Below are 17,600 nucleotides of genomic sequence, written 5' to 3'. Positions count from 1 at the left end.
GAGATGTTCTACAACCCAAAGCGGCGCCACGGCACTGCCGGAGATACTTCGCCGGTAGAGTTCGAACGACGCCATTCCCAACGGCTCAACAGTGTCTAGGGAATCCGGGGCGATTCATACGCCACTTTTAGGGGTTGCGCCCGGCTGTCCCGGAAGGGATTGCGCTGCGCGGCTCCGGCGCAACCCCTTCCACACCAAATAAGCTGGCACGCATCGGCTAGCAACATTTCGTCATGAATGCCTACGATGGTGGGCTTCTGTCCTGGCCACAGCGGTCAGCCTGTCGACAAACTCTAGTTTTCCATGACCACCGCACCGAAGCCGCCCCTTGTCTATCGTCTGGCCGCGGCCGTAGCCCCTCTGCCCAAACGAGGCATCGAAGAGGCGCACAGGTCCATCATCAATCGCCTGCGCCGGTACAGCGCTACGTCCATCGTGGATTTGGCGCTTCACATGATGTGGAACCCGCCCAAGCCGGAAATCGAAGAGCTGCGCAGCGCACCGTGGCTGACGCTTTTACTCGTGAAGTGGGCGCTGCAGGACAACCGTGTAAGCCTCCGCGTGGGTCCCCCGATACCGCAAGGGGAACTCGACCGCTTGCGCCAGCAGTTATGGGAGCTGCAAGGCACGGGGGTGGGCGCCAAAGAAAACACGAATGTCTGGCTGATGCTGCGGTCAATTCTCCATGTCCAGATCGAGTTCCAGCGGCCGGAGACCTGGGGCTTTCTCCGGTGGCCGGCTCTATACGCGCGACTTGACCGGGGAAGCACGAGCCGGCGGCAGTTCCGGGAAGTGATGGGCATGGAACCAGATGTCTTTATCGATCTCGCGTACGCTCTCTACGCGGCTGTCCTCGACGGAAAGATGCCTCTTGGTTCCGATTGGCTTTCGCCGTGGAGGCCGGCCTACGGGGCGGCTGTCGACCGCATGTATGAGCTGTTCGTGCGGGACCTGCTCGGGCTGCGAGCTGAGTTGCAGGGAGATGCCGCACAACGTATACGCGGAAAACAGGAACTCTATGAGTTTCCGTACCTACGTCGCTTCCCCTTTTTGCGGCTGCGCGATGGCACGCTCCACTGCTGGCATCCGCTGGTTTTCGCACGCGGCCTGGACGACGCAGTGCACCTCCGCCTGTCGCAGCTGGGCAAGGAATACATCGACTCCTTCAGCTTGGTGTTTGAGCGATATGTGACGGAGCTTGCCATTGGATGCGGAATGGCAGCCCTAGACGAAGCCGCTTACAAGGAATCGATGGGCGCTAATGCCCCTTCCGTCGAAGTCATTCTCGAAGGTGAGGGCTGCAACATCTTCGTCGAAGCCAAAATGAGCTTGTTCGCAGACGACGTGGTCCTACAGGACAACCAGACGGCCATTTTCAACAAAACGAAAAGGGTGCGCGAGGGCATCAAACAGGGCTGGCGCGTCGGCGGGCAGGTGCGAGATGCGGCAAACGGGTTTGGCTCGCGGTTCGCCGCAGAACAAGACTTCCTGCTGCTCGTCACGAGCCGAGACCTTGTCATCGGCGGTGGCAATGCGCTCCAGCGGCTCTATGAGCCGGGGGCATTCGACTATCCGGACGAGCACGCGAAGCAGCGGCTCCCCCTTTCGAACATCTTCATCCTTTCCATCGACGACTTCGAAAACACCATGGGCTGTGTCGCCGCGGGCGAAGTCAATCTATCCGTGCTATTGAAGGAGTCTGCGGTAGCAAATCAGAACGGACAATCAGCCCGCATGCTCTTCTCAGACTTCCTTGGGAAGTACACCACGCGCTGGTCGCAGTCTTTGGTGCTGCGGGAAGCGCGAGAGGCGGCTGAGGCGCGGGTTTTCGCTGCGCTTGGAGGCAATTCGGCCTCCATCAATTCCGCCGACCCGAAGGGCTGAACGAGCGATAGTTGGGAAGTCATGTCCGGGCGACCGCTTCTGAGAAGGCGGGGTAACCGCAACGAGCCGACAGCCGAAGTTCGTGCGAGCGGATAGCGCCGTATAAGCAAACTGCTGTCTGAGATGCCCATCCTTCAAGAAAAAGCATCAAGATTTTCCACGTGACCGGCACCCGGGACGACTACTCCGAGCAGACCTTGACACCCCTGTACGTGGCCGCGCCGCCTCGAAGCCCTTCCTGGCGTTTTTCCGCGTCGCGGCATCGAGTTTGCTTATAGAACGCAACGTAGCTGCTAACCATCTCAACCAAGATGGTGACCGTGGGTGAGACGCAACGGCGGGGCATTTTCAGATTCGCGGGTACTTTTGATGGTGTGCCGCCCTTTGCTTCGACCAAAGTTGAGCATTCATGCGGTCTGCCGCCTGATTTTCGATTCCTGTCGAGGCACCACAAGGCCGGATCAGGCCAGATCACCGAACATCAGAAGCCCGTGCACCCCCGGTGTAGCGGGTTTTCTGTGCTTCAACCGATGTCCGCGCGTCAGCCCTTCAGAACCATCACTGAAGTGCCGATAGGAACTCACATATTGAGTGAGGAAGAAAACACAATGGTCCAGGCAATTGGCTCTGCAGCAGCGACCCCTGCAGGCGGCAACGGCGGTAACTCAGGCAGTCAGATCGCGGCGCTGCAGAAGAAGCTGGTCGTGTTGCAGAAGCAGATCCAGGACACGCAGTCGACCTTGATTGGGGCGCCTGAAGGCCCCGCGCGAGACGCAATCAAGATGCAGCTGGACCTGCTCGCGCAGCAGATGCAAATGATCCAGCAGCAGATCTCGGACCTGCAGCGCCAGCAGGCTGAAGCCAGCACCGCGCGTCAAATGGCACAGGTTCGTTCCCAAGAGGCCGAGCGGTCCAAGTCAGTCGATACCGTGGGCGGTGCGCTGCGCACGCAGGTTGATATCTATGTCTGACCAAGCACCGGCCGGATCCGTGGTCGAGTGGATCAACAGCCGCAGCGGCTGACGTCGGACCTGTTTCACGCGTTGCAGAAAGTTCCTCCTTGATATCCATCAAACGGCTCTTGGCAGGACGGGTGTAAACACAGCACTCCCAGCTCACGTAAAGGCTAGAAAGCAAATGAACGTCAGCACACACGACCAAGCTGAGTGGCACGCCGCCACTGACCGCTATGCCCAGGCCATCCTTCGGATGGAGTCGGGCGACCCCATAGCGCGGGCCGAAGTGTTGGAGGCGTACCGTCAGCTTCAGGCCACTCTTCTCAGACCACCCCATTAGGCCGCTGCCGCGCGCTCGGCACCGAACTGCTGGATTCGCAGCTACGCGCGACGCGCTCTGCGTGGGCGACGAGCAATGCTCGTAACCCTCCTTTGATGTGTCCCCCCTGGGGCATGGCGGACACCATGCGGGCTGAGCCCCATGGCGAATTCAGCATTGTGTTGGGCGAGCGCATACAGCGGGGGACCCAACATCGAGCATCTGTACGGCGCTTCGCGCTCGCATGTGAACTACTGCTCACGCCTCGCACGAATGAATACTTTGGTTAACCAAATGTCAGCGGCGTAGCTAAACTTGATGACATGAGTTCGCCATCACCGCACGAGAAAGACTGGGATACCAACTTCGGCTGGTGGATCGACAAGCCTCAGAGAGAAGCTCGGCCCGCAGCACGCTTCCGCTCTTACGAACCGAGCCGGCCAAGGCGCGACCGAGTCTGGGGCGAAGCGGCCCTCGTCGTCGGCCTGGTGCTCGCCCTGGTGCTGTCACTGATCTCCCTCGCAACCCGGTCATAGGCGGCGGGCTCCTGAGATCTGCACCACGTCATCGGTGGCGAAAACGAAGCGGCGTCGGGGAAGTCCTGGTGGTCAGCGTAGATTGGTTGCGCCTCTTTGGACGGCTGCCGGACGACCGAACCCTTCGTCGCTGCAGGCGCAAACACGTTGCCTCGCCACGCTTCCTTTTCCACGTTGGCCATCAACCGATTGAGGTTGATCACCTCGCCAAGGCAATTGCCGCGGGCGTCGTAGATCTCGCGTCCCATTCGGCGTCCAACATGCTTGCCGGAGTAGCCCAGAGGTGGTGTCCGAGCTACGCAGAAAAAACCGCTACGGCGTTCCGCCCTTTCGCCTTGGCCGCATAGCAGGCTGAGTCGGCGGCGCTCAGGACAGCCGCGGCGTCTTTGAATGAGGCGTCGACGGCCACCAGTCCTATGCTCGCGCCCACGCCGAACGAGTGGCCTTCCCACACCAGCTGATAGTCCTCGACCGCCTGACGCAGCTTTTCCGCAACCTGCACAGCCCGTGGCAATGGGCATCCACGAAGCAGAATGGCGAACTCGTCGCCGCCCAGCCTGGCCACGATGTCAGCCAGGCGCACCTGGCCTGTCAACGCGCGCGCCACGTCCCGCAAAAGGACGTCGCCCGCTGGATGACCCCCCGTGTCGTTGACCTGTTTGAAGTGATCCAGGTCGATGAACATCACGCAGAACGGTTCGTCAGCCGCGCGCGCGGTGGCCTCTTCGAGCGTCTCCTCGAAAGCGGCGCGGTTGGCCAGCCCGGTCAGCGAATCATGGCTGGCCGTCCAGGCGAGGCGCTCGCGCTGTGCGCGAGACGCCGTGATGTCCTCCACCGTCCAGATGGTTCCCTTGGAGCGGTCTCCCGGCGCCACGGCCCGTCCACGCAACCGGGCCCAAAAGACCTCGCCTCCGAAGCGCGCCAGTTCGACCTCGCCATTGAACGCTCCGTCGCGCATGAAGGCGGGGCCCGCCCGCGCGGAGAGCGCCTCATAAGCCTCTTGGGTGGGATAGATGATGGACGCGGGCTGGCCCACGAGATCGCCCTTCTTGAACCCGAAGACTTCGCAGAACTCGCGGCTCACCATCTCGTACCGACCATCCCGCGTGAGTGCGATGCCGATGTCGGCATGGTCGAGCACCGCCTCGATTTGCGCGAGAAGGGCGTCGGTCTCCGCCTGCTTCTGGTGGCGCTGCTCGACCACCCGCGCGAACGCTCGTCCGAGCTGGCCCACCTCGCCTCGCCCGTGCGGCCAATCCTCTACCGACACCTCGCCCTCCGACAGCAAGACGCTGGCGCGCGCGCGAAGCCGGGAAATCGGGCGAGTGATGAGCCACGCCAGGCCGCCGGAGAGCGCCGCTGCCACGAGCGCCACCCCGGCGGCGGACGTCCAAGCGGTCTTGCGGGCGGCCGCCACCGGCGCGAGCGCCGCCGCCAATGGGGTCAGGCGCGCGAGAGTCCAATCCGTGTCGGGAATGCCAGCCATCGCCACCAGATGCCCCTGGCTCAAACTGGTCGTGCCGATGGTGTCTATCGAGCTGCCCGAGGCGCGCCAGCGCTCGAATGCGTCGGAGAGCCCCGGCTCGTCGGCCGCATGCCCCAGGATGCGCGCCGGGTTGGTGTGGGCCATGAACACCCCCTGGCGGTTCATGACAAGCACGCGCGACGCTTCCTCGCGGCCCGCACGCGCCGCCTCGGAGAAAAGGTTGTTCGAACGGAGCGTCAACACGCCGGCGAGGACGCCCAACACCTCGCCGCCGCCCTGCACGGAAATCGCCATGATGACCACGGGCGTGTTGACACGCTTGGCCGCCAGCGGCTCGGAGATGACAAGCTGGTCGGTGCGCAGCGCCTGCTGGAAATAGGCGCGATCTCCGATGTTGGGCAGATCCGACGAGAGCTTGCCCAGCGAGATGCGCCCGAGCAATTCGCCACCGGGCCGGGCGGCGAGAACGACCTCGAACAGCGCTCCCAGTGCCGAGTTGGCCAGCAGGTGCCGCCGCATCGCCTCGGGGTCCGCCCACAGTTCGGGAGGGGACTGCCGCGCCGCCGCCTTCAGGGCGTCGCGCAGCATGTCGACCTTGGTCCCCAGCAGCGTCGCAGTGCGCTCGACGTCGTCGCTTTCGCCCTGCACCAGCAGTTGCGCCATGTTGCGTTCGGTGGTCATGAACGCAAAGTGGGCGGTGACGACGGCTGCCGCCGCCGCGGCCGCGACGGCAATGGCGACGATCTGAAACTTCAGCGTGTGGATCCAGCCCAGACGTCGGCGAGTCGGGCGGGTGGCGATGTTCATCGCAGGCATGCTACGCCCGTGCCTTGAAGCAGCCACTCTCTCCACCTCGACAATGCCGCGCAGATCGGCTGGAGGTACCACGACGGCGCTACCGAGGCACGCCAGATCAGTTGATGTTCGCCCCCGCCGCGTGGAACGGCTTGCCCGGCAGCTCGTAGCCGCCGCCATACTCGAAGGGCTTGCCGTCGAGCAGCGTGCAGCCGGCCGGTGCCGGGCAGATGGTCCACCCGTCCTGTGTCCCGTAGGTCCAGGCGATGACCGGGCCGTAGAGGTAGTTGCGCACCGCCTTGCCGCCGTAGTCGGCCAGCGTGAGGACGTAGCTCTCGGTCCCGTGGTTGGCTGCATCGTCCGAGGCGATCGGATCCACGATACGGCTGTCGGCCAGGGTCTTCACGATTCTTGCGCTGCCGAAAGTTGCGTCGAAACTCATCAGTTGCGCCTTGCGCTCGCCGCGCGAGGTCACCCAGTAGGAGCGGTCGTGCTTCAGGCCCAGCGGCCCGAACAGCGCCGTGGTCTCGTTCCAGCCCCGCTCCTTGACGTAGGTGATGTCGGTGGGGTTCCTGCCGACCTCGACCGCGAACCTCTCGACGATGTCGGCGGGCTTGCCGACGGCCTTGCCGGCTTGGTCGAGGTAGGCGGTGCCGAGGTCGAACACCCGCAGCCGGCCCTCCTGCGTGGCGATGAAGGCGCGGTACGGCGCCGTGAGCCCCAGCTTGACGGCCGTGGGCGGTGCCGGCAGATCGACCACCTTCACCACGGTCGGCACCTGCGCCGGTGCGACGCTGAAGGCGTAGGGCCATTGGTTCGACGCCTCGCCGCGGTTGGCGATCAGCGCATTCCATCTGGCCTGGTCCTGGCCGAGGTACTGGGCCCGGTAGTACTGGAACAGCGGCCGCAGATCGACGAAGGCGGCGCGCTTCTCGTTCTTGCTGATCACCACCGCCATGCCGGTGCGCGCGACAGCGCGGCTGCGCTCGTTGCCGTCGAAGTACCTGGCCCGACTCTCGGCGGTATCGATGTCGTTCGCCCAGAAGTCGCGCACGATCTCGTAGTCGCCGTGGCTCTTGCCGGTGCTGACGCTGATCTCGGTGGGAGCCTTCAAGGTGTCGGGCAGGTCGACGTAGCCGATCACCTTGGCCGCGATGTAGTTGCCCAGGCCAGGGAACCCGTGATACACGCGCCGGGCGCTGCCCCAGTTGCGTCCCCAGTCGCGTTCCTTGGCGGGGTCGCACCACTGGCAGCCGTCGGCCAGCGCCACCACCGCGACCTGGCCGCGCACCGCCGCCGTGTCCCAGACGGTGACCAGCGCGAACTCGCCGCTGTTGGTGATCGCGATGGCGGTCGGCACCTTGCCGTCGGCCAGCTTCACGCGCATGCGGTTGTGCGCGGTGTTGGAGCCAACGCCCATCAGCCAGCCGTTGGCGAAGACGGCGATCGAGTTGGTGCACCAGCCGCCACGGCCGTAGCACTTGCCCACCGCCACCGGCTTCTGGTCCATGGCGATGTGATGCGCCGCGGCCTCGATGTTGCCGTCGTTGGCGCCACCGTCGCGCGCGAGGCCGTCGTAAGTGGTCCACGAATGCTCTGGCTTCACGGCGACCACGTCGTGCGCGATGCCGAACTGCTGCAGGCTGGCGACGCCGAAGTACTTCTTCTGGAAGAACGACGGCGGAGGCACCGCATCCGGCACGTAGCCCACGTTCACGATCGACGAACTGAAGTCGCCCGGCTCCTTCGAAGGCGCGCGGCCGATCTGCCAGGTGCCGCACCAGCCGCCAGGCGACACGCAACTGCGATTGCTCCAGCCGAGCCGAACCGAGATCGGGTCGTAGCTTTTGTCGGGCCGCTTGCCGTAGGTGACCGTCGTTGCGGGATAGCCGATCTCCGCGGCGCTCGGCCCGTAACGGTAGGCGATGCCGGCCTCCGTGCCCATGGCGGCGGCCGTGGCACGATACCTGGCCGCATCGACGCGACCGTTCGTCAGCACATCGCCGGGCATCTCCGCATCCGCCGGCCCGCTTCGCGCGGCAGCAGGGGCCTGGCCAAAGGCCGTGCCGACGGTGAGACAGACCGCCAGTGAGGCGAGCGCTTTGGTCAGGGGCATGGCGCCCAATTTTGCGCCAGGCATCGCTGCCGCTATCGCTTGTCGTTCGCCCTTTCGGCGACCTGCCACGCATCGGTGCCCTGACCATCGCCCGCCTCGCCCGAACCCGGGTAGTCGCGGGCCTTGTGCTGTTCGCGGCCCATGCGGCTTCCGTCCATCGGGTCGTTCTGACCGATGGCACGGTTCTGCTCGATGTTCCGGCCGGAGGCAGGTCCGCGGTCGCCCGCGCGGGCCTCGTTCATATCTTTTGCCGTCGTGGGTGCGGGAGGCGTTGCCTTGCCGGGGGTCGATGTCATGGCAGGTCCTTTGTCATGGGTGAATAGGCACACCTTGCGCCGACTTTGGGCGAGCTTCGAGCCGGCGGACACGGCGCTCTAACGTAGGCAGCGCCGCACTTCGGGCACGCTCCGCCGTTCATCCATCAGAGGAAAGTGCCGATCTCAGGCACAAGTTGGCATCGACACACGCGTATCCTTAGGAAACATTTCGGTGACAGTCCCAGACTGCCAGCACCCAATTCGGGTGAGGAGACTTCCATGAAGAAAACGATCCTGGCACTGGCCGCCCTGGCCTTCAGCGTCGGCGCCTTGGCGCATTCGGGCGGCACCGATAAGAACGGTTGCCACCACGATCGCAAGAGCGGCACCTATCACTGCCACTGACGGCGACACACCATGAATGCATCACTTGTCGCCTTGCTGCTCAGCGTGTCCGGCAGCGTCGGCGCTGCACCTGTTGAGACCTCGCTGCGCCAGCAACTCACCAGCTCGGCCGGTATCACGGCACCTTCCATCGAGGCCGCCAATCGCAAGGGAAGTCATCGCGTCGGCGGTTCCGGTCGAAGTGGCAAGGGTGGCCGTTACGTGGGCGGACGACGCTGAGAAAAGTCTGGAAGCATCCTCCGATGTCCGGACTTTTGCATTTCTCCCTCTGGAGGGCCGCCTTTAGCGTCCGATGTCGTCCGCTTGAATATGCACGAGCCGGAATGCCCTGGAGCACATCAGGGGGCACGAGACGGGGCTTTGGGGGCACACGAAGAGGTACGCGAGCGGCAAACCTTCCGATGTTTGTCCTGCTTTAGCGCGTGCGCTACGATGGTTCAATCCCGCAACCCGCGAGAAGCATCGAGGAACCTCTCATGATGACGCATCCACGCGAGCCTCAAACTCAGGTCCCTCCGTTTCGCCCCAAACGGGAGGAACCAGAAAAAATTCCAGGCGGTCCCAGCGGTCCGCAACCAGGCGGAGTTTCCGCCCGCGAGTGAGGAATCTATGGAAAAAGACGACCTTTCATTCGACCTCAAGTATGGCTATTGGTTTAATTTGTTGTGCGAGCGCCTCTACAGTCGTTTGGACGTTTTGCTCAACTTTGTTCAACTGGTAGGTGGATCAAGCGCTGCTCTCGCAGCCCTAAATGACTCGCCGAAGTCGGTGGTGACGGCTGGCGTCGCGCTAGCTACTTGCGCCGCGGTGTCGTTGCTAGTGCAGCCCTCCGTCAAAGCCGAGCGTCACAGAGTGGCACGTTGCAACTACTTGACCCTGGATGCGCGGCTCGACGGCGGCTCAACGGAAGGCCTAGTAATGGCTCTCGCCGACCTCCGACGCGAAGCACCGATCGGCTTCGGTATCTTGGCGGTACCGGCATTCAACGCAACTTTAAGGGCAACAAATCGGGAGACGAGTGTGCGTGCTTTGACTCCAGGTCAATGGCTGGCGCAGCTCGTAGCCTAGCCTCATCATCGCGGTGGCGGCGGCCTGAATGGCGGCACTTGAGTTCTGATATCTCGTGGGTCGATCATTTGGCTCTCCAGTCTTTGGGGTGAATCACCGGCGCTCAAGCTCAAGGCATTGCTTAAACCAAGCTCAATTAACTTTCCCACCTGCACATCGTGGTTGAAACCCTTGATATTCTTCTGAAGTACCTGGCACTAATCACCGTGTTCGGAACGGCTGTCGCGTCCCTTCTCGGCTTGTACAAGTACTTGGATCAACGGAACCGCGATGAAAAAACCAAACGGTATGAGCTGTTCCATGACCTGATGCGCATCGTGTCGGCGTTCGGGCCACAAGGAACCGATGTGGCGCTGACTCAGCAACTGGCTGGAATCTATGAGCTACAGCACTTCCCAGAGTACGCGTTTGCAATCATTCCAATTCTTGAACGTTCGAGAAAGATGTTCAAGGAAGAAGCGCTTCTCGTAGCCATCGATGTGACCATTGACAAGATGAGACCTTTGGTTAGCACTTGACCAAACCATACACCCAACCCAAGAGGGCATTGATGGGCCCGGTTGAGGCACCAGCATCAGTCCGAATTCGAGCGCTTCCGTCTCAGTGCCCCATCTCCCGCACGAAGTCCACAAACGCCCGCAGCGGCGCCGGCAGGTGCTGTCGTCCTGAGAAGTAAAGGAAGGGCCCCGAGAAGCTCGGCCACCACGGCTCCAGCACGGGCTCCAGTTCGCCGCGGTCGATGTGCGGGCGCAGCCAATCCTCGAAGAGATAGATAACTCCGCTGCCGGCCACCGCCGCGTCGACGGCGAGGTCGACGGTCGCGCCCAGGCCGACGATCAGCGGTCCCTTCGTGTCGACCTTCACCGATTCGCCGTCGCGCTCGAACTCCCACGCGGGCATGGCTCCGCTCGAGAAGCGCCCGCGCAAACAGTCGTGGCCGAGCAGTTCGCGCGGATGCGCGAGGCGGCCGCGGCGATCGAGGTAGGCCGGTGACGCGGCGGCCGCGAAGCGCTGCACGCGCGGGCCGATGGGCACGGCCACCATGTCCTGCTCGAGCCGCTCCTCGTAGCGGATGCCCGCGTCGGCGCCTTCGGCCAGCACGTCGACAAAGCGGTCTTCCGCGATCACCTCGAGGCAGATGTCCGGGTACTTCGCAAGGAAGGGCGGCACGATGCGCGGCAACACGAGCCGCGAGGCGCTCACCGGCACATTGAGCCGCAGGCGACCGGCCGGCCGGTCGCGAAAGCCGTTGACCACGTCCAGCGCCGCATGCACTTCGCCGAGCGCGGGCGCGAGCCGCTCCAGCAGGCGCGCGCCGGCATCGGTCGGCGCGACGCTGCGGGTGGTGCGATGCAACAGCCGGACACCCAGCCGGGTTTCTAGCCGGCGGACCGCGTCGCTCAGGCGCGATGCGCTGGTGCCGGCCACGCTTGCGGCATTGCGAAAGCCGCCCTCGCGGGCGACGGCCAGGAAGGCGGTGAGGTCTGCCAGATCGTCCATGGACTGTCCCGATTTCTGCACAGCCTGTGCAGATTGCAATGGATTGTCGCGCAGCGACTGCGCTTCTAGATTCGTGGCACACCACTACTCGAAGGACCGCACCATGACTCGCACCGCTCCCGCCAGCACCTACCGCCTGGGCACCCGCACTGTGAATCGCCTGGGCTACGGCGCCATGCAACTCGCCGGCCCCGGCGTGTTCGGCCCCCCCAAGGACACCGCCGCCGCGCTCGCCGTGCTGCGCGAAGCCATCGCCCTCGGCGTCGACCACCTCGACACCAGCGACTTCTACGGGCCGCACATCACCAACCAGCTGATCCGCGAAGCGCTGCACCCCTACCGCGACGATCTCGTCATCGTCACCAAGGTCGGTGCCGTGCGCGGCGACGACGCCTCGTGGAAGCCTGCCTTCTCCGCGGCGGACCTGGAACGCGCGGTGCACGACAACCTGCGCCACCTCGGCCTGGACGTGCTCGAGGTTGTGAACCTGCGCGCGATGTTCGACGTGCACGGCCCGGCCGAAGGGTCGATCGAAGCACCGCTGACGGCGCTGGCCGAACTGCAGCGCCGCGGCCTGATCCGGCACATCGGGCTGAGCAACGTCACGCCGGCGCAGATCGAACAGGGCCGCACCATCACGTCGATCGTCTGCGTGCAGAACCAGTACAACCTCGTGCATCGGGATGACGATGCCCTGATCGACCAGCTCGCCGACAGCGGCACGGCCTATGTGCCCTTCTTCCCGCTGGGTGGCTTCACGCCGCTGCAGTCGGGCGCGCTCAACGACGTGGCCGCGCGGCGGGGGGCGACGCCGATGCAGGTGGCGCTCGCCTGGCTGCTGCGCCGGTCAGCGAACATCCTGCTCATTCCCGGCACGTCCTCCGTTGCGCATCTCCGGGAGAACCAGGCGAGTGCGGCGCTCGAACTCAGCGATGACGATCTGGCCATCTTGAACGGTCTGTCGGCGCGTCGCTGAAGCGAGCGAGCTCCGCGCTGCCGGCGCCGGCCATGAACAGTTCGAGGCACAGCGGCGAGGCGTTCTGCCGCCCGGTGGCCGCCTCGCTCGCATAGTCGGACAGGACGCCGATGCCGACCGCATGCAGGCACCGTGCGACCGATGCCGGGCGCAGGCCGGCACGCAGCTGATGGCGGCGGTGCGCGATGGTCATCACGCGGCCGAGGTGCCACACGGTCTCGGACAGGGCGCCTTCCACGCGCGCCATGGCTGGCACGGGCAACTCCGACTGGACGCCATGACGCAGCACGATCTTCACGACGCGCGATTGCCAGGGGTCGGCCATGCAGCGCTCGATCTGCCGGCACAGCTGCTCGCGCAGCAGTTCGAGCGGCTGCGGATGCGCCTCGTAGGCCGCCACGTCGGCACCGATGTCCAGCGGCCAGCGCACGCCCTCGATGAGCTCGGTCACCAGCGCCGCCTTGTCGGCGAAGTGCCAGTACACGGCGCCGCGCGTGACGCCGGCACGCACCGCCACGTCTTCCAGCGTGGTGGTGCGCACGCCGCCCTCCGCGAAGGCCACGAGCGCGGCCTCGAGCACGCGGGTGCGAGTGCGGTCGGCTTCGGCCTTGGTGTGTCTCACCACGGTGCAGACTCGGTGAGATGCTGCGGCATGCGTCGCGGCCGATCAAGGCTGCGCGGCGGCAGACACCGTGGCCACCGGCGTGCCCGTCGTCTCGACCCAGCCGCCGCCCAGCGTCTTGTAGAAGGTCACGAGGTTGGTGAAGCGAGACAGCCGCGTGGTGATGAGGTTCTGCTGCGCCGTGTAGAGCGAGCGTTGCGAATCGAGCACGCTGAGGTAGCTGTCGACGCCGCGCTTGAAGCGGGCGTCGGACAGGCGGTAGCTGTCGGCCGTGGCATCCGCCAGCGACTGCTGCGCCTCGAGCTGGCGGCCGAGCGTGCTGCGCTGCGCCAGGGCGTCGGACACCTCGCGGAAGGCGGTCTGGATCGCCTTTTCGTACTGCGCCACGGTGATGTCGCGCTCGGTCCTGGCGATGTCGAGGTCAGCCTGGTTGGCGCCGCCGTCGAAGATCGGCAACGAGATCTGCGGCGAGAAGCTCCAGGTGCCCGAGCCGCCCTTGAACATGTTCGACAGGCTCGCACTGGAACTGCCGGCCGAGGCGGTCAGGCTGATGCGCGGGTAGAAGGCCGCGCGTGCGGCCCCGATGTTGGCGTTGGCCGCCTTCAGGTCGCGCTCGGCCTGGAGGATGTCGGGGCGGCGCTGCAGCAGGTCCGACGGCAGGCCGGGCGGGATGCTGGCCAGCGGGTTGGCCGCGGCCGTCGCGCCGTCGGGCAGCGACTTCGGCAGCAGGTCGTCCGGCAGGTCGGCGCCGACCAGCAGCACCAGCGCATTGCGGTCCTGCATCACCTGCGCGGTGTAGCGCTCGACGTCGACACGCGCGGTGTCGACGCTGGTCTGCTGCTGGCGCAACGTGAGTTGCGAAGCCACGCCCAACTCGAAGCTGCGCTGGTTGAGCTTGTAGGAGTTGCTCTGGCTGGCGAGCGTGTCCTGCGCGAGCTTGAGCTGGTCCTGGTCGGCGGCCAGGGTGAGCCAGGCCGTCGCGACCTCCGCCACCAGGCTGATCTGCGTGCTGCGGCGCGCCTCGGCGGTCGAGAAGAACTGCTCCAGCGCCTGGGCATTGAGGCTGCGCACCCGGCCGAACAGGTCGAGCTCGTAAGCACTGAAACCCAGCGCGGCGCTGTAGCTGTGCGAGACGGTCGGCTGGCCGCTGATCGACAGGTCGCCCGGTGTGCGGCTGCCGCTGCCGCTGCCGCTGGCGTTGACGGTGGGGAACAGCGCCGCATCCTGCACGCGGTAGGTCGCGCGGGCCTTCTCGATGTTGAGCGCCGCCACGCGCAGGTCGCGGTTGTTGACCAGCGACATCGCGATCACGCGCTGCAGCGACGGGTCGGTGAAGACATCGCGCCAGCCGATCTCGGCCACCGGTGTCGTGGCGGCACGGCCTGTGTCGCCGGAGAAGGTCGCCGCCACCGGGGCCGCCGGTTGCTCGTAGGTCGGCATCAGGCTGCAGCCGGTGAGCAAGACGGCCAGCGCCAGGGGAGCGAATGTGAGGCGGGACATGTCAGACACCTTCCGAAGCGGCCGCAGCCGGTTGGCCATGGGGGGTCGCAGCGCCCGGCGCGGCCGGCTTGCGCTGGTTGAACAGCCCCACCACGAGGACGAAGAACAGCGGCACGAAGAAGATCGCGAGGACGGTGCCGGACAGCATGCCGCCGATCACCGCCGTGCCCAGCGCATGCTGCGCACCGGCGCCGGCACCGCTGCCGAGCACCAGGGGCAGCACGCCCAGGATGAAGGCCAGCGAGGTCATCAGGATCGGGCGCAAGCGCATGCGGACCGCCGCCAGCGCCGCGTCGACCAGGCCCATGCCCTCTTCGTACAGGTCCTTCGCGAACTCGACGATCAGGATGGCGTTCTTCGACGCCAGGCCGATGGTGGTGAGCAGGCCCACCTGGAAGTACACGTCGTTCATCTTCCAGGTCAGCATCGCCCCGAGCAGCGCGCCGAACACGCCGAGCGGCACGACCATGATCACGGAGAACGGGATCGCCCAGCTCTCATAGAGCGCGGCCAGGCACAGGAACACGATGAGGATCGACAGCGCATAGAGCACGCCGGTCTGGCCGCTCGAGGCCTTCTCCTGGCGCGACAGGCCGGTCCATTCGTAGCCGATGCCCGGCGGCAGCTTGGCCACCGCGGCCTCGACGATGGCCAGGGCCTCACCGCTCGAGGCCGTGCCCGGCAGGGCCATGCCCAGGATCTCCACCGACGGCACGCCGTTGTAGCGCTCCAGCCGCGGCGAGCCCGACGTCCAGCTCGCCTTGGAGAAGGACGTGAAGGGCACCATGGTGCCGGCGCTGTTGCGCACGTACCAGCGGTCGATGTCCTCCGGCAGCATGCGGTACTTCGCGTCCGCCTGCAGCATGACCTTCTTCACGCGGCCCTTGTCGATGAAGTCGTTGACGTAGCTGCTGCCCCAGGCCGCCGAGAAGGTGTCGTTGATGTCGGCCATCGTCAGGCCCAGGGCGCCGGCCTTGTGCGGGTCGATCTCCAGGCGGAACTCCGGCGTGTCCTCCATGCCGTTGGGCCGCACCGCCACCAGGCGCTTGTCCTTCGACAGTTCGCCCAGCAGCTGATTGCGCGCCTGCATCAGCGCCGCGTGGCCGAGGTTGCCCCGGTCCTGCAGCATCAGGTCGAAGCCGGTGGCGTTGCCAAGCTCGGCCACCGCCGGCGGCGCGAAGGCGAAGACCTTGGCATCGCGGATCGTCGCGAAGAAGGCGCTGGCCTTGGCCGACACGCCGGTCACGCTCAGTGCATCGCCCTTGCGTTCGTCCCAGGGCTTGAGCTTGACGAAGGCGAAGCCGGTGTTCTGGCCACTGCCGGCGAAGCTGAAGCCCGACACGGCGAACACGCCGGCGACCGCGTCCTTCTGATCTTCCAGGAAGTGATGCTCCACCTGGTGGATCACCTCGTCGGTGCGCGCGGCGGTGGCGCCGGGCGGCAGCTGCATCAGCACGAACATCGTGCCCTGGTCTTCGTCGGGCAGGAAGCCCACCGGCAGCTTCATGAAGCCGAACACCACCGCCGCCAGCAGCACCGCATACACGACCATGTAGCGCCAGCCCTTGCCCAGCATGTGGCGCACGACGCCCTGGTAGCGGCTGTTGCCGCGGTCGAAGCTGCGGTTGAACCAGCCGAAGAAGCCGGTGGTCGCCATGGCGTGGCCCTTGGCCACCGGCTTGAGCAGGGTGGCGCAGAGGGCTGGCGTGAGCACCAGCGCGACCAGCACCGACAGCGTCATGGCCGACACGATGGTGATCGAGAACTGCCGATAGATCACACCGGTCGAGCCGCCGAAGAAGGCCATGGGCACGAACACCGCGGCCAGCACCAGGGCCACGCCGACCAGCGCGCCGGTGATCTGGTCCATCGACTTGCGCGTGGCCTCCTTCGGTGACAGGCCCTCCTCCGTCATGACCCGCTCGACGTTCTCCACCACCACGATGGCGTCGTCCACCAGCAAGCCGATGGCCAGCACCATCGCGAACATCGTCAGCGTGTTGATGGTGTAGCCGAACATCGAGAGCACGCCGAAGGTGCCCAGCAGCACCACCGGCACCGCGATGGTCGGGATCAGCGTGGCGCGGAAGTTCTGCAGGAAGAGGTACATCACCAGGAACACCAGCACCACCGCCTCGATCAGGGTGCGCACCACCTCTTCGATCGAGATGCGCACGAAGGGCGTGGTGTCGTAGGGCTTCTGCACCTTCATGCCGGGCGGGAAGAACTTGGCGAGTTCGTCCACCCGGGCGTCGATGGCCTTCACCGTGTCGAGCGCGTTGGCGCCGGTGGCCAGCTTGATCGCCAGGCCGGCGGCCGGCTTGCCGTTGTAGCGGCCCACCGTGCTGTACGACTCCTGGCCGAGCTCGATGCGCGCGACATCACGCAGGCGCACCTGCGAGCCGTCGGTCTGGGTGCGCAGCAGGATGTCCTCGAACTCCTGCGCGGTCTTCAGCCGGGTCTGCGAGGTGATCGTGGCGTTGATCTGCTGGTTGTTCGTCGCGGGCAACCCGCCGAGCTGGCCGGCGGAGACCTGGGCGTTCTGCGCCGTGATCGCGGTCTTGACGTCGATCGGCGTCAGGCTGAAGTTGGCGAGCTTGTCCGGGTCGAGCCAGACGCGCATCGCGTACTGGGCGCCGAACAACGTGGTGTCGCCGACGCCTTCGACCCGGCTGATTGCGTCCTGCACGTTGGCCGCCACGTAGTCCGACAGGTCGGAGCCGTTCATGCTGCCGTCTTCGGACGTGAAGGCCAGCACGTTCAGGAAGTTGGCGGCCGACTTGGTGACCGTCACGCCCTGCTGCTGCACCTCTTGCGGCAGCAGCGGTGTGGCCAGCGAGAGCTTGTTCTGCACCTGCACCTGCGCGGTGTCGGGGTCGGTCCCGTTCTCGAAGGTCAGCGTGATGGTGACCTGGCCCGAGGACTCGCTGGTCGAGGCCATGTAGCTGAGCCGGTCGAGCCCCTTCATCTTCTGTTCGATGACCTGGGTGACGGTGTCCTCCAGCGTCTTGGCGGAGGCGCCGGGGTAGGTGGCGCTGATCGCGACGGCGGGCGGCGCGATGCTCGGGTACTGCGCGATCGGCAGCGTGAAGATCGAGAGAACCCCGGCCAGCATCACGATGATGGCGAGGACCCACGCGAAGATGGGGCGATCGATGAAGAAACGTGCCATGACGGTCT

14 protein-coding genes are annotated in these 17,600 nt (G+C 65.4%); 7 read left to right on the top strand and 7 right to left on the bottom strand.

Features of this window, described 5'->3' with window-relative positions:
- The first annotated feature begins 303 nt into the window (after positions 1–303).
- A complete protein-coding gene (gene gapS1 / locus ACSFA2_RS20840) occupies positions 304–1,884 on the top strand; it encodes a GapS1 family protein (protein ID WP_435457233.1) in 1,581 nt (526 codons plus the stop codon).
- 320 nt (positions 1,885–2,204) lie between these two features.
- Entirely contained in the window at positions 2,205–2,855 is a 651-nt protein-coding gene (locus tag ACSFA2_RS20835; RefSeq protein ID WP_435457232.1) for a FlxA-like family protein, read from the top strand.
- A gap of 1,135 nt (positions 2,856–3,990) precedes the next feature.
- Here the strand turns inward: ACSFA2_RS20835 and ACSFA2_RS20830 are convergent.
- The 3 genes from ACSFA2_RS20830 to ACSFA2_RS20820 form a co-directional block, all read right to left on the bottom strand.
- Complete coding sequence (locus ACSFA2_RS20830) at positions 3,991–5,988, bottom strand: sensor domain-containing diguanylate cyclase (RefSeq protein ID WP_435457231.1); 1,998 nt, start codon at positions 5,986–5,988, stop codon at positions 3,991–3,993.
- A 106-nt stretch (positions 5,989–6,094) separates the two neighbouring features.
- Positions 6,095–8,092, bottom strand: a complete 1,998-nt coding sequence (locus tag ACSFA2_RS20825; protein ID WP_435457230.1) for a hypothetical protein — start codon at positions 8,090–8,092, stop codon at positions 6,095–6,097.
- A 32-nt stretch (positions 8,093–8,124) separates the two neighbouring features.
- Positions 8,125–8,388, bottom strand: coding sequence for a hypothetical protein (locus ACSFA2_RS20820; protein WP_435457229.1), 264 nt, complete (start codon positions 8,386–8,388; stop codon positions 8,125–8,127).
- A gap of 240 nt (positions 8,389–8,628) precedes the next feature.
- On the opposite strand from ACSFA2_RS20820, the gene ACSFA2_RS20815 reads away from it, so the two are divergent.
- From ACSFA2_RS20815 to ACSFA2_RS20800, 4 genes are all read left to right on the top strand, one after another.
- On the top strand, positions 8,629–8,754 hold the full coding sequence (locus ACSFA2_RS20815) for a YHYH domain-containing protein (RefSeq protein WP_435457228.1): 126 nt from the start codon (positions 8,629–8,631) through the stop codon (positions 8,752–8,754).
- 12 nt (positions 8,755–8,766) lie between these two features.
- Positions 8,767–8,973 carry a hypothetical protein gene (locus ACSFA2_RS20810; RefSeq protein WP_435457227.1) on the top strand — a complete coding sequence of 69 codons (207 nt, stop codon included), beginning with the start codon at positions 8,767–8,769 and terminating at the stop codon, positions 8,971–8,973.
- A 390-nt stretch (positions 8,974–9,363) separates the two neighbouring features.
- Positions 9,364–9,822 (top strand): hypothetical protein, encoded by a 459-nt coding sequence (locus tag ACSFA2_RS20805; protein ID WP_435457226.1) that lies wholly within the window; start codon positions 9,364–9,366, stop codon positions 9,820–9,822.
- Positions 9,823–9,980: 158 nt separating this feature from the next.
- Complete coding sequence (locus ACSFA2_RS20800; RefSeq protein ID WP_435457225.1) at positions 9,981–10,340, top strand: hypothetical protein; 360 nt, start codon at positions 9,981–9,983, stop codon at positions 10,338–10,340.
- A gap of 82 nt (positions 10,341–10,422) precedes the next feature.
- Here ACSFA2_RS20800 and ACSFA2_RS20795 read toward each other — a convergent pair whose 3' ends face one another.
- Entirely contained in the window at positions 10,423–11,322 is a 900-nt protein-coding gene (locus ACSFA2_RS20795) for a LysR family transcriptional regulator (protein WP_435457224.1), read from the bottom strand.
- Between the two features lie 103 nt (positions 11,323–11,425).
- On the opposite strand from ACSFA2_RS20795, the gene ACSFA2_RS20790 reads away from it, so the two are divergent.
- Positions 11,426–12,298, top strand: coding sequence for an aldo/keto reductase family oxidoreductase (locus ACSFA2_RS20790; protein WP_435457223.1), 873 nt, complete (start codon positions 11,426–11,428; stop codon positions 12,296–12,298).
- Here ACSFA2_RS20790 and ACSFA2_RS20785 read toward each other — a convergent pair.
- Genes ACSFA2_RS20785 through ACSFA2_RS20775 form a run of 3 tightly spaced genes read right to left on the bottom strand, consistent with a single transcriptional unit; the run spans position 12,249 to position 17,592 of the window.
- Entirely contained in the window at positions 12,249–12,923 is a 675-nt protein-coding gene (locus tag ACSFA2_RS20785) for a TetR family transcriptional regulator (RefSeq protein ID WP_435457222.1), read from the bottom strand. The two genes, ACSFA2_RS20790 and ACSFA2_RS20785, sit on opposite strands and share 50 nt — an antisense overlap.
- A 42-nt stretch (positions 12,924–12,965) precedes the next feature.
- Positions 12,966–14,420, bottom strand: coding sequence for an AdeC/AdeK/OprM family multidrug efflux complex outer membrane factor (gene adeC / locus ACSFA2_RS20780; protein WP_435457221.1), 1,455 nt, complete (start codon positions 14,418–14,420; stop codon positions 12,966–12,968).
- A 1-nt stretch (position 14,421) separates the two neighbouring features.
- On the bottom strand, positions 14,422–17,592 hold the full coding sequence (locus tag ACSFA2_RS20775; protein WP_435457220.1) for an efflux RND transporter permease subunit: 3,171 nt from the start codon (positions 17,590–17,592) through the stop codon (positions 14,422–14,424).
- Positions 17,593–17,600: the final 8 nt, after the last annotated feature.

Source organism: Variovorax cryoconiti (assembly GCF_051216395.1).
Taxonomy (GTDB): domain Bacteria; phylum Pseudomonadota; class Gammaproteobacteria; order Burkholderiales; family Burkholderiaceae_C; genus Variovorax.
The sequence above is the reverse complement of the archived record's forward strand: the minus strand, read 5'-3'. Positions and strand labels throughout refer to the sequence as shown.